This is a genomic window from Mesorhizobium sp. M0663, from assembly GCF_040320585.1.
GTDB lineage: Bacteria > Pseudomonadota > Alphaproteobacteria > Rhizobiales > Rhizobiaceae > Mesorhizobium.
In genome coordinates, this window is the sequence record NZ_JAMYPX010000002.1 from 546,672 (window position 1) to 562,618 (window position 15,947).

Below are 15,947 nucleotides of genomic sequence, written 5' to 3' on the forward strand. Positions count from 1 at the left end.
TGCTGTGCCGCTTCGGCGGCTGTTCTTGCGGAGAGCCCGGTTTGCAGACCGGGCTTTCCGTTACTCAGGACAGGTACGCTTCACCGAAATCCTCATGCATCGACTGATGGGCCTTGAACTCGGCCGACAGCTCGTAGCCGCCGAGCCAGACCGCGTCGGCCGCCGGCAGCGTGTTGGTGTCGAGTTGCTTGCGAAAGCCGACCGCGCGCCGATAGCGCTCCTTCGGGGTCTCCGGCAGCGCGACGACGTTCTCGTCTTTCGGCAGATGGGCCGTGCGCGCCGCCTCGATCTCGGCCTGCCGGCGCTTCATCATTGCATCGGTCTCGGCAAAGAGGCGTTGCTCGTCCTCGGCCTGCATTTCGTCGATCAGCCGGCGATGGGCGGCAGCGGCGGCAGTGTCGAGCGGCTGGCTGGGATTGAGCCGCTCGCCGAGCGCCTCGATCGCCGCAGCGATCTGCGGTGTCGAATGCGCCTGGTCGCGCTTTGGCAGCGGTATGACGTTCGGCGCGTCGCGGCGCGCGACTTCCAAGGCGCGCTCGATCAGCGGCGCGCCCTTGGCAATCTTCTTCATGTCCGCCTTCAAGTCGCGGGTCAGTTCATTGACCAGCTCGCTGCGGATCTCCTTCGCGGCGCGCACCAAAGTCTCGGGGTGGATGCCGGAAAGCTCGGGGCAGATCGCGTCGCCGAGGAACTCAGCGCCGTCCTGGGCGAAGGCATAGGCGCGGCCGGCATCGTTCGGGTCCTGCCGCACGAACACGGCGGTGCCGGGCAAAATGGTCGGCGTCATGTAGTGATAGCCGTCGATGCGGATGCCGAGCTTGGTCACGATGCGCTGGCCATCCGAGCCGGCGACAGGCATCAGCAGCAGGTCCAGGGCGCGCTCGTCGACCTTGCGCGGTTGCTTTGTCGAGGCGAGCGCTGTGGCGAAGGGCGTGGCGTTCTTCAGGCCAGCATGCGGCCTGTGCTGATAGACGGTGGTTGCCCAATCATCGACGTGCTTCTGCAGCTGCGGGCCTGTGAGCGTGACGCCAAAGACTTCCGCGTCGCTCTCGCCTAGACGTTGCGCAAAGCTCTTGCGGCTTTCGATCGCCTTGCGGTCGGTGACCGAATGGCCGACAAAGCCCGGCAGCAGCGGCCCGACGTCGTGCTGAAACGTCTTGATGACGCGCTCGACATGGCCCTTCTGCTCGGGCGAGTAGGCGTCCGACGTCTCGGCCTCGATGCCGAGCGAGACGAACAGCCTTTGCGTGTCCTGGGCGACGAAGTCGGAGCCGTTGTCGGTCTTGACGACGTCGGGCACGCCCCACGCGATGATCGCCTTTCGGATGAGCAGTGCGACGGCCGAGGCGCGTGCCGTCCGCGACAGCAGCCAGATGCTACGGCGGGTGGCGATGTCGATGCACGCATAGACTGAATGCCGGCCGTCGGTGCACAGCGCATCGACCGGCGAGGCGTCGATCTGCCAGAGTTGGTTCGGCTCGGTGATGTGGCGCAGCATGCCTACGCCGGCGGGCGCCATGTGCGAGCGATAGCGGTCGGGGTTGGTAAGCTTGATCAGCTCGACCTTACGGCTTTCCCTCAGGCCCTTCAGCGCATGCTGGAAGGTTCGGACGGGCGGCATCGGTATGATGGTTTCAACGCCCTTTGAAACCGTTTTCAAAGTGTCGCCGAACTCCGACCGGCAGAGGGTACGGACATGGTGGCCGGACAGATGTGGCTGCTGCGCGATCAGGGCCAGCATGAAGGCGCTGACCGCACCGCCATTTGCGGTTTCGAGGATGCCGGTGCCCTTGCGCGCCTGGGCGGGATCATGCGCGAGCGCGTTGACCTTGCCGTCGCGCTTCTGCGACTGCCAGCGGGCAAGCGATCGCTTCGACAGGGAAGGCACGATCTCTCGCACCCATTCGTCGATGGTGAGCGAGCCGACATTGTATCGATCGGTGAAGACCTGGACGCGGGTGGCATAGCCGAGCTGCATGCCGCGCGAAAACTTCTCGAAAGCGGCGACGATCGCCAGCCGGGCGTCACGCTCCTTTTGCGCGCGGGCGGTCAGGCTGGTGTCCGGCGCGGCACTCGCTGGCGTGACCGGCCGTTCGATGACGAGGTGCTTCTGCTGATAGGCGACCTGGGCAAGCACCGGTAACAGCGAGACGTGATATTCGGTAGCGCCGCCTCGCCCAGCGCGCTGCCGGGTCTGTGTGGCGCGCTCGTCCCAGCCTTCACGCGTCGCCATACGGATGACGGCACTCTCGGTGCGCGGCATATCCGGCAAGGCCTCGGCGGCGATCTCGCGGGCGGTCAGGCAGTCTTTCACGCGGCCACCTCGGCACCCATGCGCCGCAGCATCCGGCGGACGAGGTAGCGGCCCTCAGCGGTCAGCTCCAGCCGGCCGGTCAAGCCGCCGCCACGGTATTTCAGGCGACCGCTCAGCAATCCGGCTTTGAGCGCGTCCTTCGTGACGGAGGGCGCGTGCGCCACGGCAAGGTAGAAGTCGGTCGGCTGGCAGAGATCATCCTTCCACCACAACCACACTAGGTTGTTGATGAGGTCGGGGCGGAACTTTTCGAGGAGGTCGAGGCGGGCTTCGATCATGGCTGGTTACCGCCCGCCAACAGATCGAAAATCGTCACTTGCCGAGGATCGCTGCTCATGATGCCCCCCCCCCGACTTTTCGGATTTGGCGGCTATGAAGGCCCGTATCTCGGCCTCGTGCGCCTGGCAGAACATCAGGGTCGCCAGCACGGCCTCCATGCGGCGCATGCAGAGGTCGGCTTCCGCCTGTTTCATCTTCTTGTCGCGGACGCGGATCGGGAACACGTTGCGGCGCAAGGCCAGCTCGCGGTTCACCTCTGCGATCTGCCCGATGATCGGGATTTTGCCGTCAGCCATTGGATGCAGCCTCGCTTGCCTTCACGCGGTCGTGCTCGCTGGTCAGCCAGTCGATCGCCGCGTGCATGGTCGAGAATTTGGCGCTGTTGGCTTCGTTCACGGAAACCCGGTGGATCGAATACGCGACCCATCGTGTCGCGCGCCGGTGGCCGGCGAATTTGGCGACCGTGCCAAGGTGGACGCCGTCGATGACGATGCCTGTCATGCTCGTGCCTGTGGGGTGTTGGCGCCCCCGGCGGGGGTGGGGGGGGCGCTGCTGGCGGAGGCGGCTTGGGAGATCGCCTCGGCGGATTGGAGGGTGCGGATGGCTTCTTGCGTGTAGCCGTGCAGCTGCTCGCGCATGTGCTGCTTGGTGTCGGCATCCTCGCAGCGCAGCATCTTGAACTGCCAACGGATCAGCCAGTGCGCCTGCGAGGCCGGAAGCCTGAAATAGTGATCGGGGCAGAAGATGCCTGTCGCAGCGTTCGAGCATGCCGGCATGGCGCAGTGGCTCATGACCAAAGGCCTCCGCCATGGACATGCTTCTGGACACGGCGCCGGAATGCCGCGCCGGCCGCCAGACGGGCACCCTGCTGGCGCGTGAACAACACGTGCAGGCCGTAGAGAAAGGCGGCGTAGAGCGCAGCGCCGGCGAGGGCGATTGCGAGGAAGCTCATTGGCCGAGCCTCCAGGCGATGACAGCCGCCGAAATGCCGGCGCTGCCGAAGGTGGCGAAGGCGACAAAGCCGGCCACCGCCAGCAGCGATAAACAGTCTTGTGCAAGGTCGAGAAGATCGCGTCTCATGTGAAAGCCTTTCATCGTTTTGCTTTCCACTGTGCATCGAACGCCTGCCTATCGAGGGTCGCCCGCTGGATGGCCTCGTCGGCCATTTCCCGCATGATCAGCGCCTCGTATTTTTTGGGGACGACGATCATCCCGGCCTCTTCCAAAAGGGTGTTGAGCGCGCGTACGTCGCCTGTGACCGCGATCAGAGCGAGCAGGCGAAGGGCCGAAATCGAATGCTCCTTGGCCTGGCTGGCGTAGGCATCCAGCATCGGCTTCGAGACTTCGTCCTTCAGGTAGTCGGACATTGCCTGGGCGATATCGGCCCGGCTCTTGTCCGCTTCCGTCAGGGTCAGGCTGACGGCCTTGGACAGTCGTCCCGCCATCGACCAGGCCTGGACCTTTTCCGCGTCGAAACGATCGACCACCGGGGCCGGCTGATAGTCGCGGAATAGGTCCAGGGTCGAGTTGTTGCGGGGAGGCTTGGCCATCAGTCTTGCCGGCCTTTCATCCACCTTTGGATGGCGGCCTGGTGCAGCTCGAAGAACCGGTCCTGCTCGCTCTCCTTCATCTTCGAGAAGTCGGTTGCGAGCTTTTGCCAGCGCGGCTCGGTCGCCGGTTTCGGCATGCGGTCGATGATCGCGATGGCATCGGCGATTGAGCCGGCCTGTGGCGGCTCGGCGGTGAGCAGCGCGGCGATCTGTTCCTGCCGGACGACCGGTTCGGCAGCGAGCGCCAGGAGCTCGGACTGGTTACCGGCGACCGGATGGAGCGCGATCAAATCGCGGACGGACGCGGGGATCGAGGCGATCTTGACGGCATTGAAAATGCTGCGCTCGGAAAGGCCGAAAGCCGTTGTGGCAGCGACAGAGAAATTAACTGCAAACTTTGCAGTTAATTCCTCGGCCAGTAGTGGCTTCGCCTTCCGACCGGGCTTTGCCACTAGGTGCGTCGCCTCATAAACCTCTCGCCACCGGGCGATGTCGACGGCCCTGTCGAGAGCGGAAAGGTCGCGTCTGGCGAGGTTCTCGGTGATCTCGCGCAGCGTGATCTCGGCCTCGTCGGCGAAATCCTTTGCCTGCTTGACGATTGCGCGGACGGTCTTCCAGCCGATCAGCCTTGCCGCGGCCAGCCTGTGAGCGCCATAGACGAGCCGGAAGCGATCACCCTCGGCGATCACCTCGATCGGCTGGAGCTGGCCTTGGCCGGCGAAAAGATCGGAAAGCGTCTCGACCCATGAAGGATCGAGACGCCGGCGGCCTGAGAGGATTGTGATCGAAGCAACGTCAATGTCTAGAATAGACGCGGAATTGGACGAAAGAGCCATCAGAGGGTCTCTCCACTGTCCAAAAGTTGCTGCGGATTTGACCTAGCCACCAGTTCGCTGCCGTTGCTAGCGTTGAGGCTGCGGTTCACCTGTGCCGGCCGCGCGTTGTTGCGTATGTGTTGGATGCTGCCATGGTCAGAAATGGGAAAATCCCACCGCATGCCGCCTATCGGCGGGATGCCCTTTGGAATCGTGAACGTCATGCGGCTTCACGCTCCTCGGCCGCGAGGAATGCCTCGATCCGGTCGAATGTCCGCAGCGTGATCGTGTGGCCGGCCCGCAGCTTTTTCACGAGCTTGCCGTCGTTTACCGCTCGGAAACCGAAGGTGGTCAGGGCGATGCCTTCCGTTTGGCAATACGCCTCGATGCGAATCAGGAGATCGTCGATTTGGGTCATTTCCAAACAATAATGGGCAAAATCCCATTGCGTCAATGGGCAATTGACCACGAGACAACCGTTATCACAATGGGTATTTTCCCATCGATGAACGAAGGCTGGAGAGATCGAATCGTCAGGCGGCTCGCTGAGCGGGATTTGACAATGAAGGAAGCCTCCCTCCTCGCCGGGAAGGGGGAGACGTTTGTCCGCGACATTCTCAAACGCGGACGCACACCCAGCACTGCCAACCTCGAAGCGCTGAGCCGGGTTCTAAGGGTTTCCGTCGCTGATCTGCTCGACGGTGGGCAGCAACCCGCCACGGCCGCCGTCGATAAGAACGGGGCACCCAACGATGGGGCAAATATCCGCGCCGAGCTCGCCGAGGTTTTCTCCGACCTGGTGAAGGCTGACGAGGAAGTGCAGCGGGTTGCCCTGAAAATGCTGCGCCGGACCGTTTATGGAGCCGCCAGATCGCGGCCGATCAGGACGAACGGATCCTCGTGATCGACTTCCGCGTACCACGAGCCGCCGCCGTGCAGCTGGTTCATCAGCGCGGCCAGATTCGCCGCCGCCTCATCGATCTTTTGCCGCAGGTTCGGGGCTGGTTCGATCTTGCCGGTCGCCGCTACGGCGACCAAGCCGGCCATCAATGCCCGCCGGCTGACCACTAGGTTAGCCCGCGCATCCTCGTTGACTGCTCCGCTGGAGCCTGCTTCTGCCGCCCGCATTTTTCGGTCTAATTTCCCTGTTGCTCGCCCAATCCGGCGTCAACCGGCAAGACTTACTCAAGACATTAAAGTTTTAGTCTTATTGCTTACATTAGTGGCCTCGTGATCGTTATTTAGGCAATTACCCGGGATTGTCTAATCACATATTACATCCGCGTAATCTTCCGTGATTCGCCTGTGGATAAACCCCAAGCGTGGGGTATATACCCCATCAGTGGGGCCATTTTCGAGCAAAGTTCTTTCAGCCATAAGCGGCCCTATGGCAGCCGATCGATCCTACGATTTTCACTTGCGCTTGCGGGCTCAGCTTCAGAAGCAGATCAGGATTGCCGCCGCCGCGAATGATCGGTCTTTGAATGCCGAGATCGCCGCTAGGCTGGAGCAGTCGTTCGCAGATGACGGGGAAGATCGGCAGCGCGTAGCCCAACTGCTGACAGAGGCGCTCGCCATCATCGACAAAGGGGGCCGATAAGGGCGAACAGCCGCGTCAGAGTTCGACCGAGCCAGCCAAGGCCGGAAAATGACTTTAGCAGCTTGATAAATATGTGTTTTTCGATTTTTTGCTCATCATCGCCCGAACTCTGACGCGTGGTCAGAGTTCGCCGCTCGCCGGTTTTGGCTGTTTTTGAAGCTCTACGCCTTGCGCTGCGCCGTTTTGCGGCAGGCTCGGCGGTGCCAAGTGAAGTTGCGCGACGCCTCGCCGGCGGTCGTTTCGGTGCCAAGTGAAGTTGCGCGGCCGCTTTCTGGCTATCGGGCTTTCTGGCCCCGCCTGTTACCGCCGAACGCCTTGTTTTCCGGGCTTCTGGCGGCTCTTCCCGGCGATTATCACCTTTTCCCAGCATTAGGCGGCTGATGCCATCTGATCTTGCGCGTTACATGTCACCGAAATGGTCGGCCGCCGGCATTTCGTGCCGCATGTGCCGGGCACCCGCTTTCTCGACGCGTCCTCGGCCGGCGAATTCGCCACCGATGCCGAGCTGGCACTGGCGGCAAACTGGGACCGGACGGCGTCGAGCGTCAAGCACATGACGTTCATCGCGTTGAAGACGACCGAGGCCTGATCGGGCGAAGGGGCGGGCGTCAGACGTCCCGCCCCTTCGGGACACCAGGTCGGCCGCTGTGGCGAATCCCAAGTTCACCCGCTGCGCTGCGCCAGAGTGATGTGAATTTTGGCGTTCGCTACAACATTCATGTTGCCCTTTGGCCAATCGACGGCACCAAACAGTTACAAGAAAGGGCGATGCTGCCTTGTCTTGGTAAGGGAGGTCACCATGAACATGAAGTACAAAACAGTTCAGGAAGTGCTCCGAAAAGCGGGCATTGTCATGAGTAAGAAGGGGGAAGTTCATCGCATAAACTTCTTCAGTGGCCTGGAAGACACCGCCTACTACACGCCAAGTCTTCAGGATGCCCTGGACAGGGGCTTGGCTTTGGCGGGAGGTGCCGGAAGGGTGAAAGCAAGCGTCTTTGCCAAGTCAGCTGAAACAGGGATCTCGACCGGCGCACGCGTCGGCTGACACAATTCATGCAAGACATCGCCGCGTTGCGCGGCGGTGTCGTGAAACTGCAACAACCGAAGCATTGCCGTCTTCCTTACTTCGAACGGAAAAGAGGCGGATCACGCAGCGCCTGCCACCCGTTTCCTGACGGGCGGTTGGAGTCGTGACGTTCGATGCACGAGACGTGCAACGTTCCGCCCAAGCCAAAATCACAAGAAATCCCAGCCGCCTTGAAGCGGCTTTTTGCCGTGGAGGCACCATGCCCCGTTTTCCCCGACCAACCACACAGCCGGAGGCCTGAGCCATGGCCATCACCCCGCTCGACATCGCCAACATGGCGCTCGCCGTGCTCGACGAGGCGCCGATCGAAAGCTTCGACCAGGACGCCAAGGCGGCACGCCTGCTCAATCTGCATTTCGACCTGACCCGCGAGGCCGAATTGACCAAGCACGCCTTTGTCTTCGCCATCCTGGCGGCCTCGGTCGCCGGCTTCGACACCGGCAGCGGCGCTGGCACGCTGAACTTCGCCTATGAGCTTCCCGCCGATTGCCTGCGGCCCTTGCCGCTGACAGGGAATGGCGAGCCGGATGGCGTTCCGCTCTCATGGCGGCAGGAGGCCGGGCTGATCTATTCGGATCAGGCCGGACCGCGCGTCATCCGCTATGTCGCCAATCTGACCGACCCCAACGACTGGGACGCGCTGTTCAGCGAAGTGCTGGTGGCGGCGCTCGCCATCAAGATCGCCCATCCCTTGACCCACAAGGCCAGCATGATCGACGTCGCCCGTAGCGCCTATGACAGGGCGCTGGACGCCGCCTATTCAGCCAATGCCATCCAGCGCGGCGGCAGATTTTCCACGACGTCCTGGGCTTTCCAGCGCGGCGACAGCCGGTTCGTCGGCCGATGACCACGCTCTATCCGATCCAGGACGCTTTCATCCGCGGCGAGATTTCTCCCCGCTTGCATGCTCGCGCCTCGCTCGATCTTTACCGGGCGGCGCTGTCCAAATGCATGAATTTCGTCACGCTGCCGCATGGCGGCATCAGGAAACGCGGCGGCACGTATTTTTGCGCGCAGGTGAAGGTTCCGTCAAAGGCGACACGGCTGATACCGTTCATCTTCTCGGCCGATCAGGCCTATGCGCTCGAATTCGGCGATCTCTACATCCGCGTCTATGCCTATGGCGCGCGTGTCGGCACGGTCGAAGTCGTTTCGCCTTATCCCGAGGCCGATCTGTTCGACCTGCAATTCGTCCAGTCGGCAGACCAGATGTGGATCACCCACAAGGATCATCCGGTCAAAGTGCTGACGCGCACCGCGCACACGACTTGGACGCTGGCCGATTTCGTCTTTCTCGACGGCCCTTACGACAAGATCAACACCACCGCCACGACGTTGACACCGGCCGCAACCGGCAACGCCATGCCGGTCATGGCCGCGAATACGCTGCCAAGCGGCACGGTCAGCAACAGCAACGGCTCATCCGACGTGTGGCAGGTGTTCGATGGCGACAAGCAGAAGGGGGAGAACATAGCGGGCTTTCCGAGCGGGTATCTGCGCTACCAGTTCGGCGGCGGGGCCAAGACAGTCGACGCCTACTGGATTACCGCGACGAATGATCACTCAGACACTGCATCGCCAACCCAGTGGCAATTCCAGGCCTCGCACAACGGCACCGACTGGACGACGCTCGACAGCCGCGACGGAGAGACCGGCTGGTCCAAGTCGGAAACCCGTTTCTTCGACGGCTTCAACAACACGGTTGCCTACGAATATTATCAGCTGCTGTTTTCAGGTGGCGGCAGCGACGGAACCGCTATCGCCGAACTTGCCCTGCACGAATACGCGCCGTCGCAAACGCCGTTCGATCTTTCGGCCTCCTCGATCGTCGGCATCAACGACGGCATCGGCTTCCAGACCAGCGATGTCGGCCGTGCCATTCGTCTGCTTGGCGCGGATGGCTTCTGGCGCTGGGCCAAGGTCGTTGGCCGGACCAGCACGACGGTGGTCACGGTCCAGTTGTACGGGCATGCTCTGCCCGATCTCAGCCCGATCATTCGCTGGCGTCTCGGCACGTTCGTGCCCGGCAAGTATGTGCAGAGCGGTTCGCTTTACGAGGAGCGCCTGGCGTTCAGCCGAAAATTCTCGGTCTATGCCTCGCAAACCGGCGATTTCGACAACTTCGCCACCGGTGAGAAAGACACCGACGCGCTGGAATTCGTGCAGGCAGGTGGCGGTCAGGCCAACGACATTACGTGGGTGGCGGAATCGGACGGCGCGCTGATCATCGGAACGCTTGGCGGGGTGAGGGCGCTGTCGGGTTCCGGCATCGACGAGGCGCTGACGCCGTCCTCGTTCAAGAACCGCCGGTCGCGGACTTTCGGTTGTGCCCCGCTGCGTCCCGTCGATGCGGGGCAGTCGTTCCTCTATGTCACCCGCTCCCGCAAATCCATCGCCGAGCTGACGCAAAACGCCACCGGCCGCTTCACCTCCGACGATGTCGGTCAAATATCGGAGCACATTCCCAAGAAAGGCGTCGTCGAACTCGCCTTCCAGACCGACCCCGATCCGCTGCTCTGGTTCCCGCTCGGGGATGGCGAGCTCGGCGGCTACACGCACCAGCCGTCGCAGGACGTTCGCGGCATGCACATCCACCAGATCGCCGGAAGCTTCGCAGGATCGAACTGGGCCGTTGTCGAAAGCGCCGTGGTGACGCCCGGCCAGGACGGCAACGACGATCTCTGGCTGATCGTCAAGCGCACGATCGGCGGCGTGACCAGGCGCTATATCGAAATAAAGACCGCGCCGTTCGAGTATGGCGGGATCGGCGATGCATTCGAAGTCGACTGCGGCCTGACCTATGGTGGCGTCGCTGTGGGCACGGTCTCAGGGCTTGATCATCTCAACGGCGAAACAGCCGACGTCCTGGCCGATGGCAAGGTCTACAAGGGCCTTGCTGTGGCCGCTGGCGCGGTCTCGCTGCCCGGTGGGGCTACGGCAGCCAAATGGCAGGTCGGGCTCGGCTACCAGTCCGAAGCCAACACGCTGGAGCTCGATGTCGGCGGCCGCGACGGATCGATCGTCGGGCGGCGCAAGAAGGTGGCCAAGCTCATTCTTTCGCTGCTGGAAACCGACACAACCGGGCTTCAGGTCCAGTCGTTCATCCGCGGCCGCTGGGAGCAGGTTCGCATCCCGTCCGTGGTTGCACCCGACGGCGTGGCGAAATTGTTCACCGGCAATGTCGAGGTGCCGATCGACGATAGCTGGGAAGGGCAGGGGCGGGTGAAGATCCGCCACGTCAATCCAACGCCCTGCACGATCAGGGCGATGACACCGGTGTTCGACGCCGAGCCTTAGAAACTGCTGATCTCCCCCCTCGAGGGGGAGATGTCGCCGAAGGCGACAGAGGGGGTCGGTTCGTCCTGACGCGGCCTCCTATCGCCTCCATCGCGGGGGAAGAACGCCGGCGCTCCACGCGAGACGACCCCCTCTGGCCTACCGGCCATCTCCCCCTCGAGGGGGGAGATCACCCGCTCCGTCTTCCATCGCTTCCCCAACCAAGGAACCCACCCGTGACCCCAACCCATCCCGAAGACCTCGGCAGGGCGCGGACGGCTGCCGATTTCGCTGCCATCCGCGCCTTGCTCGACACCGACCTCAACAATGCGATCGCCCGCAAGGCCGAACTGGAAACGGAAAAGTTTCACGCGATCTTCGGCGCCGGCAATTTGACGGCGGCGCGTGCCGCATTGGACGACTGCAACGCTGAAATCGCGCTGATCGAGAAAACCATCGAGGACGCGGACGAGCGCCGCGTTGGCGCCCCCCTGGACGAACCCCCCGCCGAAGCTGCCGTCGCCACGCCTGCGCCCGGCGACGAAGTCAGGACAAAGGCCGAGGCGCTCGGCGAGCGCTGGCGCACGGTCCACTGGCTGATCGAGCAACTGCGCCAGGAGCTGTTCGCGGCCGATGCCTTGAGCCGCGCCGTCATCGCCGCCAACGGCCTTTTCGATGCCGACGGCGCCGTCGGGCTGAAGGTCAACCTGACCACCATCCGGCGCACTGCCATGGCCGGCCCGAGCGCCGCCGCGCCATCGCGTCTCAGCCGCCCGGCGATCCAGGCCGACCGACTGCTTTTGTCCTTCCTCAGCCCCGGCGGCGTGCTCGACCGGCGCCCTGCGATCGGCGGGCCGGTCGGCGGCATCAAAAGCAAATTCATTCCCGCCGGCGAACGAGGCTGACCATGTGCACACTAGCTCTTATCGGTACGGCGCTTTCGGTCGGCGGCGCGCTGGCGGAAGGCCAGCGGTCGAAGCAAATGGCCGACTACCAGGCCAAAGCCTATGAACAGCAGGCGCGGGCCGACGCCCAAAGCTCGGCCTTCGAGCAGGGCCAGGAGCGCCATAAGCAGGACCTGCGGCAGGCGCAGGCGCGTGCCCAGGCCGGCGCTTCGGGCGTCGCCATAGCAGGCTCGCCGACCGAGGTGCTGGCGGCCAATGCCAGGCAGGGCCAGCTCGACCTCAAGGCGATCCAGTACGGCTCGCAGCTGCGCCAGAACGGTCTCGCCACGCAGGCTGCGATTTCGCGCTTTTCCGGCAGGCAGGCAGTGGGCGCCTCGATCTTCAAGGCGGGCGGCAGTCTCGTGTCGGGCCTTTCCGGCCTCTACGACCCGGCCAAGGCGGTGACGTTCGGCAGAAGCGCCTTCCCGCCGGCGCCGGGTGGAGGCCTCTACTGATGGCCACCATCCCGCTCCAGCTTGCCCAGCGCCGGCTCGATACCGGCAGTGTGGCCTCCTATCCCAACGGCTCGCCGGTGGACGCCGCTATGCAAGGCTTTGGCGACGAGCTGTCGGCGATTGCCGAGCGCTTCAAGCAACAGAAGCAGCAGCAGGATGCGTTCGACGCCGATATTATCGGCCGCGAACTGAACGCACGCATAGCGCACGCCGAGGCCGTGGCGGTGCAGACCGCGCCGGCCGACGGCGGCGGCCTGCACGACTTCATGTATGGCCAGCTCGATCCGCGCAGCGACGGCGTCGTCAAGCCCGGCCTGTTCGACCAGATCTTCGACGACACCGTGGCGAAAGTGCCGGAGGGCGAACGCGCCAATTTCCTCGCCCAAAAGCAGGCTCTGCGGCTCGCCGGCTCGGCGCGCATGGCCGCGCAGCAGCACGCGCGGCGCCAGAACTATGAGCAGGCCGAGTGGAGCAAGGTCGAGGACGGTTACACAAGCGCCATCGCGCAGGGCGACCCGGACGACAGCGGCACGTTCGAGGCGATCAGGCAGAGCGGGCTCGACCTGATCGGCAAGATGGGCAACCCGGTGGCCCGGCAAGCGGCAGAGGCTGCCTGGCGCAGCAACACGGCAAAGGCACTCGTCCAGGCGATGATCGCCAAGGACCCGAAAGGTGCTGCGGAGGTGCTGGGGGCTGGGGCGGCTGACGCCCGTCTCGCTGATCTCACGCCTGACGATAGACACGTGTTGGTCCGACAGGCTCACGGAGGCCGGCCACAACGACCGTGAGGACAACCGAGAGGAGTACAGCAAGAAGCCAACGAGCCTTCAAAACGCTGTTCTGCCTATCGTCCATTAGATTCTCCTGATATACTACGGACAGCGGGACCGAAGTAGTGGAAGCTGGCGCTTACCAATTGGAACCGCAGGCGAACGAGAAAGTACAGCAAACGGGAGGGAGTACTATGAGAAAAAATATTGTCGTTGTAGCTACGTGCATATTGATTTGGACCGGCTCGCCAAGTTTCGCCGAACCAGATGCCTGCGTGTTGGCTTACCATGACAACGTCAGGAATATAAGTTTTGATGATTCAAATTACGAAGCCTCCAACTCCCTTTTCGACCAATTTTGCAAAAGTGACGGCCACGTCAGGGATCAGTATTTCAATACAAAGTTTTCAATGGGTGGTGACGCGGCGATCGACGGGAACACGCAACGCGGTGAAAAGGAACAATCACTAACGAAGTTTTGCGAAAAGTATGTTAATATCAGATATTCTAATGAAACGATGTCTTCGAGAAAATCGATTGTTGTAACGGATGCACTCAAAAGCCTGAACGAATGTGAGGAGATATTAAATAAGACAAAGGTGCAATTTACTTACTCGTCGACTCAGAATGGTATGTCTATTCACGTTGAATTTCCCAAGGGCATAAAATTCTACCTGGACGATGTGGTGGCAACCCCGGGTGTAGTCTGCACGACCAATAATCCTGACGAAAGCGCTGGCGCTCCACCTGTGATCACATTGACGGGCGACAACGGCCGGATACATTTCGAAGAAGACGTCAATATTGTGTGTAAGCGCCACCCACTGGCAGAACCGTCTGGAAACCTAACCTACTCCCCGGCATCCATTTTAATTGTGAGTAGCGTGCCGAGCTTCTCGGTCAACATGACGCAGGATACGGTTTATTCCGCTCACCTTGCGAGCGATGCCACCTCGCGCATTTCGAGCCTTGAGGAGAATCTAAAGGCTCAAACAGAAAAGACCACAGCGTTGCAGAATGACGTTGAAAGTTGGAAGGCTCGATTCGATTCACTTCGCGTTGTCCCAGTGGTCGGATTTAGCGGAAAGAACAATCCGGGCCAACGCGGGCCAGAATTTGGTGCCAGTGCGTCTCCAGACGCTATAAAGCAAGCGCTTTGCACTAACGCGACAAAGTCGGACATCATTCGGTACGGACATGACGGAGACCACGACTACTATGCTGCCGCCTGCGTTTTCGAGGGTGCTAAGTAGCATTCCTGAATAGGAGTTTGGCCGCTCGCTTGCGCGGGCACTGATGGCACCGATTGGCTGCAGCCCATTCGGCGCTCGTTTCCTTGGCCATTGTCCTAAGCGAGCAGCCATGTCGACTGGCTCGTCTAGCCATCATTCGTCTCTCCATACGAGGCGCCACTCCCATCTGATCTCGAGCAAGCGCCGAAAGCGGATGGTCTCCAATTCCTGCCCGACAGGGTGGAACAACTCCGCTCTCATATATTCTTTGCGGCCGCATTTTTCGCAACGAACCTTTGCCCGTACCTGATCAATGGTGACGTTGCCGATCACTTGCCGGAGTTCCAGCGGCTTATAGAAACGCTTGATGTTGCAATGGCCGCAGCTAATGCGGGCGACCTGCCCGGCATTGTGGGCATGCATTAACGTCCATGGCGCGCCTCTCGGCCACTTTTCAGGTCGTTCGGGCATGCTTAGAAATGAGGAACATTTTCCTCTCCGGCACCCCTCGAAATTTGTTCTCATTTGGTTCGCTCTCGCCAAAGGTGACTATACATTTTGGCAATCCCTGCGACAGGATAGGACCGCTCTGATATGAGTCACCCTCTAGGGGGTGATACCATGTCAAAACGAAACGCGTTGCAGCGTTTACTTCGGATCGAGCCGGGTGTTGCGCTGGCGCAGTGGGCCTATGATACAGCCGCTGCGGTTGGGCCGAGACTTGCCGCCCTCTTCATCGCAGGTGGGGGCATGACGTACCTATCTGCAATCACTGATTGGACCGCCAAGCTCGGACCCGTGGGTATTGGTGCAATAGGTCTTTCGGCAGCCTTGGGAACAAATCTAGTTCTTGCGTTGGCTCAAGCGCAGCGAGCAAAGGCGAGGGAACGGAACGCCATCGCGACAAGCACGAAGGACTGGATCGAACACGCGGACAACATCAACCCGCTGGAGGATCAGTTTACAAAAAAGCGCATTAGGTTGAGCGATCTGGCTAATCCTATAACCAACAGGGTGAAACGAAAGCGTCTGATAGATTGCGAGCTAATGGGTCCTGGGGTTATGGTGATACAATCGACGCCTGGGCGTGGATCATCCATCAATCACGTAAGCTTTTTTAACTGTGATGTAATCGTTCTTAAAGATATTGCTGCAATAAATAATGTAATTGTTCTGGAAGATCTGACTATGCTTGGGGGCGCCATTTATAGTATGACAATCTATATTTCTAGAGGGGAAGTGGCTATCTTCCAGCAAATGGGGGCTAATTTCGTAACCCTAACCGGCACTCCAGAAGCTGGTATCGCACCGGTAGCAGATACTACCTCCGCATGACGATCAGCGCCTGTCATCTTTCATACTCACGGATACCGTGTCGCTCTCAAGAGAGGCCTTGACGATTGCAAGGCGGGCGCCAGATGCGCCAAATGCAGCGCATCAGGACCAACAACATAGCGACCGGGTACAAGGGCAAGCCGCATGACGGGCCGGTCGACGACGAGTCCAAGCATTTCATCTATTGCCCGGTCTGCGGCCAGAATTTCGATGCGCGCGATCTCGGGCAGGTGTTTCACCATGCCGAGCCAGTGCACCAGCCGCTGCTGCCGGTTGAGCAGTAGCTATTC

25 protein-coding genes are annotated in these 15,947 nt (G+C 61.4%); 12 read left to right on the plus strand and 13 right to left on the minus strand.

From position 1 onward, the window contains the following. Positions 1–64: 64 nt before the first annotated feature. The 11 genes from NKI54_RS06020 to NKI54_RS06070 all read right to left on the minus strand — a co-directional run bounded on the left by NKI54_RS06020 (position 65) and on the right by NKI54_RS06070 (position 5,376). Positions 65–2,314, minus strand: a complete 2,250-nt coding sequence (locus NKI54_RS06020) for a DDE-type integrase/transposase/recombinase (RefSeq protein WP_352690915.1) — start codon at positions 2,312–2,314, stop codon at positions 65–67. Continuing rightward, positions 2,311–2,592, minus strand: coding sequence for a hypothetical protein (locus NKI54_RS06025; RefSeq protein WP_352546959.1), 282 nt, complete (start codon positions 2,590–2,592; stop codon positions 2,311–2,313). Before NKI54_RS06025 ends, NKI54_RS06020 begins: the two co-directional genes overlap by 4 nt. Before the next feature lie 6 nt (positions 2,593–2,598). Further along, positions 2,599–2,889, minus strand: a complete 291-nt coding sequence (locus NKI54_RS06030) for a hypothetical protein (RefSeq protein WP_352690917.1) — start codon at positions 2,887–2,889, stop codon at positions 2,599–2,601. Then, the gene (locus NKI54_RS06035; protein ID WP_352690918.1) at positions 2,882–3,094 is read right to left on the minus strand and encodes a hypothetical protein; all 213 of its coding nucleotides are present in this window, start codon (positions 3,092–3,094) and stop codon (positions 2,882–2,884) included. The genes NKI54_RS06030 and NKI54_RS06035 overlap by 8 nt, the downstream gene beginning before the upstream one ends. Further along, entirely contained in the window at positions 3,091–3,384 is a 294-nt protein-coding gene (locus tag NKI54_RS06040) for a hypothetical protein (RefSeq protein WP_352690919.1), read from the minus strand. The genes NKI54_RS06035 and NKI54_RS06040 overlap by 4 nt, the downstream gene beginning before the upstream one ends. Continuing rightward, positions 3,381–3,545 carry a hypothetical protein gene (locus NKI54_RS06045; RefSeq protein ID WP_352690920.1) on the minus strand — a complete coding sequence of 55 codons (165 nt, stop codon included), beginning with the start codon at positions 3,543–3,545 and terminating at the stop codon, positions 3,381–3,383. The genes NKI54_RS06040 and NKI54_RS06045 overlap by 4 nt, the downstream gene beginning before the upstream one ends. After that, a complete protein-coding gene (locus NKI54_RS06050; RefSeq protein ID WP_352452373.1) occupies positions 3,542–3,673 on the minus strand; it encodes a hypothetical protein in 132 nt (43 codons plus the stop codon). The genes NKI54_RS06045 and NKI54_RS06050 overlap by 4 nt, the downstream gene beginning before the upstream one ends. A gap of 11 nt (positions 3,674–3,684) precedes the next feature. Then, positions 3,685–4,080 (minus strand): hypothetical protein, encoded by a 396-nt coding sequence (locus NKI54_RS06055; protein WP_352690922.1) that lies wholly within the window; start codon positions 4,078–4,080, stop codon positions 3,685–3,687. Positions 4,081–4,142: 62 nt separating this feature from the next. After that, complete coding sequence (locus tag NKI54_RS06060) at positions 4,143–4,979, minus strand: ParB/RepB/Spo0J family partition protein (protein ID WP_352690924.1); 837 nt, start codon at positions 4,977–4,979, stop codon at positions 4,143–4,145. Continuing rightward, entirely contained in the window at positions 4,979–5,182 is a 204-nt protein-coding gene (locus NKI54_RS06065) for a hypothetical protein (RefSeq protein ID WP_352690926.1), read from the minus strand. Before NKI54_RS06065 ends, NKI54_RS06060 begins: the two co-directional genes overlap by 1 nt. Further along, a complete protein-coding gene (locus NKI54_RS06070) occupies positions 5,179–5,376 on the minus strand; it encodes a hypothetical protein (RefSeq protein WP_352690928.1) in 198 nt (65 codons plus the stop codon). The genes NKI54_RS06065 and NKI54_RS06070 overlap by 4 nt, the downstream gene beginning before the upstream one ends. Before the next feature lie 87 nt (positions 5,377–5,463). On the opposite strand from NKI54_RS06070, the gene NKI54_RS06075 reads away from it, so the two are divergent. Continuing rightward, complete coding sequence (locus NKI54_RS06075; RefSeq protein ID WP_352690984.1) at positions 5,464–5,862, plus strand: helix-turn-helix domain-containing protein; 399 nt, start codon at positions 5,464–5,466, stop codon at positions 5,860–5,862. Here the strand turns inward: NKI54_RS06075 and NKI54_RS06080 are convergent. After that, entirely contained in the window at positions 5,814–6,086 is a 273-nt protein-coding gene (locus NKI54_RS06080; protein ID WP_352690930.1) for a hypothetical protein, read from the minus strand. The genes NKI54_RS06075 and NKI54_RS06080 overlap by 49 nt on opposite strands. Positions 6,087–6,345: 259 nt before the next feature. Here NKI54_RS06080 and NKI54_RS06085 point away from each other — a divergent pair, with 259 nt between their 5' ends. The 9 genes from NKI54_RS06085 (at position 6,346) to NKI54_RS06125 (ending at position 14,343) form a co-directional block, all read left to right on the plus strand. Then, positions 6,346–6,558, plus strand: coding sequence for an Arc family DNA-binding protein (locus tag NKI54_RS06085; protein WP_352690933.1), 213 nt, complete (start codon positions 6,346–6,348; stop codon positions 6,556–6,558). 415 nt (positions 6,559–6,973) lie between these two features. After that, positions 6,974–7,147 carry a hypothetical protein gene (locus NKI54_RS06090; RefSeq protein ID WP_352516715.1) on the plus strand — a complete coding sequence of 58 codons (174 nt, stop codon included), beginning with the start codon at positions 6,974–6,976 and terminating at the stop codon, positions 7,145–7,147. Between the two features lie 210 nt (positions 7,148–7,357). Beyond that, positions 7,358–7,603, plus strand: a complete 246-nt coding sequence (locus tag NKI54_RS06095; RefSeq protein WP_352579398.1) for a hypothetical protein — start codon at positions 7,358–7,360, stop codon at positions 7,601–7,603. Positions 7,604–7,889: 286 nt separating this feature from the next. Next, complete coding sequence (locus NKI54_RS06100; RefSeq protein ID WP_352690935.1) at positions 7,890–8,492, plus strand: phage connector family protein; 603 nt, start codon at positions 7,890–7,892, stop codon at positions 8,490–8,492. Beyond that, positions 8,489–10,942: a phage tail protein gene (locus NKI54_RS06105; RefSeq protein WP_352690937.1), complete on the plus strand. Its 2,454-nt coding sequence runs from the start codon at positions 8,489–8,491 to the stop codon at positions 10,940–10,942. Before NKI54_RS06100 ends, NKI54_RS06105 begins: the two co-directional genes overlap by 4 nt. A 215-nt stretch (positions 10,943–11,157) precedes the next feature. Continuing rightward, complete coding sequence (locus NKI54_RS06110; protein WP_352571272.1) at positions 11,158–11,826, plus strand: hypothetical protein; 669 nt, start codon at positions 11,158–11,160, stop codon at positions 11,824–11,826. Positions 11,827–11,828: 2 nt separating this feature from the next. Next, the gene (locus NKI54_RS06115) at positions 11,829–12,320 is read left to right on the plus strand and encodes a hypothetical protein (protein WP_352571271.1); all 492 of its coding nucleotides are present in this window, start codon (positions 11,829–11,831) and stop codon (positions 12,318–12,320) included. Next, positions 12,320–13,108, plus strand: a complete 789-nt coding sequence (locus NKI54_RS06120) for a hypothetical protein (protein WP_352690940.1) — start codon at positions 12,320–12,322, stop codon at positions 13,106–13,108. The genes NKI54_RS06115 and NKI54_RS06120 overlap by 1 nt, the downstream gene beginning before the upstream one ends. Before the next feature lie 176 nt (positions 13,109–13,284). Next, positions 13,285–14,343, plus strand: a complete 1,059-nt coding sequence (locus tag NKI54_RS06125; RefSeq protein WP_352690942.1) for a hypothetical protein — start codon at positions 13,285–13,287, stop codon at positions 14,341–14,343. A gap of 132 nt (positions 14,344–14,475) precedes the next feature. Here NKI54_RS06125 and NKI54_RS06130 read toward each other — a convergent pair whose 3' ends face one another. Then, positions 14,476–14,745, minus strand: coding sequence for a hypothetical protein (locus tag NKI54_RS06130; RefSeq protein WP_352690944.1), 270 nt, complete (start codon positions 14,743–14,745; stop codon positions 14,476–14,478). A gap of 198 nt (positions 14,746–14,943) precedes the next feature. On the opposite strand from NKI54_RS06130, the gene NKI54_RS06135 reads away from it, so the two are divergent. Together NKI54_RS06135 and NKI54_RS06140 are read left to right on the plus strand one after the other, a co-directional pair. After that, complete coding sequence (locus NKI54_RS06135) at positions 14,944–15,657, plus strand: hypothetical protein (protein ID WP_352690946.1); 714 nt, start codon at positions 14,944–14,946, stop codon at positions 15,655–15,657. Positions 15,658–15,740: 83 nt separating this feature from the next. Beyond that, positions 15,741–15,941 carry a hypothetical protein gene (locus NKI54_RS06140; RefSeq protein WP_352690947.1) on the plus strand — a complete coding sequence of 67 codons (201 nt, stop codon included), beginning with the start codon at positions 15,741–15,743 and terminating at the stop codon, positions 15,939–15,941. Positions 15,942–15,947 lie beyond the last annotated feature (6 nt).

Excerpts from the sequence above, each read along its gene's own strand:
- NKI54_RS06025 (WP_352546959.1), bottom strand. The coding sequence starts at position 2,592 with ATGATCGAAGCCCGCCTCGACCTCCTCGAAAAGTTCCGCCCCGACCTC.
- NKI54_RS06030 (WP_352690917.1), bottom strand. The coding sequence starts at position 2,889 with ATGGCTGACGGCAAAATCCCGATCATCGGGCAGATCGCAGAGGTGAAC.
- NKI54_RS06035 (WP_352690918.1), bottom strand. The coding sequence starts at position 3,094 with ATGACAGGCATCGTCATCGACGGCGTCCACCTTGGCACGGTCGCCAAA.
- NKI54_RS06040 (WP_352690919.1), bottom strand. The coding sequence starts at position 3,384 with ATGAGCCACTGCGCCATGCCGGCATGCTCGAACGCTGCGACAGGCATC.
- NKI54_RS06045 (WP_352690920.1), bottom strand. The coding sequence starts at position 3,545 with ATGAGCTTCCTCGCAATCGCCCTCGCCGGCGCTGCGCTCTACGCCGCC.
- NKI54_RS06050 (WP_352452373.1), bottom strand. The coding sequence starts at position 3,673 with ATGAGACGCGATCTTCTCGACCTTGCACAAGACTGTTTATCGCTGCTG.
- NKI54_RS06060 (WP_352690924.1), bottom strand. The coding sequence starts at position 4,979 with ATGGCTCTTTCGTCCAATTCCGCGTCTATTCTAGACATTGACGTTGCT.
- NKI54_RS06065 (WP_352690926.1), bottom strand. The coding sequence starts at position 5,182 with ATGACGTTCACGATTCCAAAGGGCATCCCGCCGATAGGCGGCATGCGG.
- NKI54_RS06070 (WP_352690928.1), bottom strand. The coding sequence starts at position 5,376 with ATGACCCAAATCGACGATCTCCTGATTCGCATCGAGGCGTATTGCCAA.
- NKI54_RS06075 (WP_352690984.1), top strand. The coding sequence starts at position 5,464 with ATGAACGAAGGCTGGAGAGATCGAATCGTCAGGCGGCTCGCTGAGCGG.
- NKI54_RS06080 (WP_352690930.1), bottom strand. The coding sequence starts at position 6,086 with ATGCGGGCGGCAGAAGCAGGCTCCAGCGGAGCAGTCAACGAGGATGCG.
- NKI54_RS06085 (WP_352690933.1), top strand. The coding sequence starts at position 6,346 with ATGGCAGCCGATCGATCCTACGATTTTCACTTGCGCTTGCGGGCTCAG.
- NKI54_RS06090 (WP_352516715.1), top strand. The coding sequence starts at position 6,974 with ATGGTCGGCCGCCGGCATTTCGTGCCGCATGTGCCGGGCACCCGCTTT.
- NKI54_RS06095 (WP_352579398.1), top strand. The coding sequence starts at position 7,358 with ATGAACATGAAGTACAAAACAGTTCAGGAAGTGCTCCGAAAAGCGGGC.
- NKI54_RS06100 (WP_352690935.1), top strand. The coding sequence starts at position 7,890 with ATGGCCATCACCCCGCTCGACATCGCCAACATGGCGCTCGCCGTGCTC.
- NKI54_RS06105 (WP_352690937.1), top strand. The coding sequence starts at position 8,489 with ATGACCACGCTCTATCCGATCCAGGACGCTTTCATCCGCGGCGAGATT.
- NKI54_RS06115 (WP_352571271.1), top strand. The coding sequence starts at position 11,829 with ATGTGCACACTAGCTCTTATCGGTACGGCGCTTTCGGTCGGCGGCGCG.
- NKI54_RS06120 (WP_352690940.1), top strand. The coding sequence starts at position 12,320 with ATGGCCACCATCCCGCTCCAGCTTGCCCAGCGCCGGCTCGATACCGGC.
- NKI54_RS06125 (WP_352690942.1), top strand. The coding sequence starts at position 13,285 with ATGAGAAAAAATATTGTCGTTGTAGCTACGTGCATATTGATTTGGACC.
- NKI54_RS06130 (WP_352690944.1), bottom strand. The coding sequence starts at position 14,745 with ATGCATGCCCACAATGCCGGGCAGGTCGCCCGCATTAGCTGCGGCCAT.
- NKI54_RS06135 (WP_352690946.1), top strand. The coding sequence starts at position 14,944 with ATGTCAAAACGAAACGCGTTGCAGCGTTTACTTCGGATCGAGCCGGGT.
- NKI54_RS06140 (WP_352690947.1), top strand. The coding sequence starts at position 15,741 with ATGCGCCAAATGCAGCGCATCAGGACCAACAACATAGCGACCGGGTAC.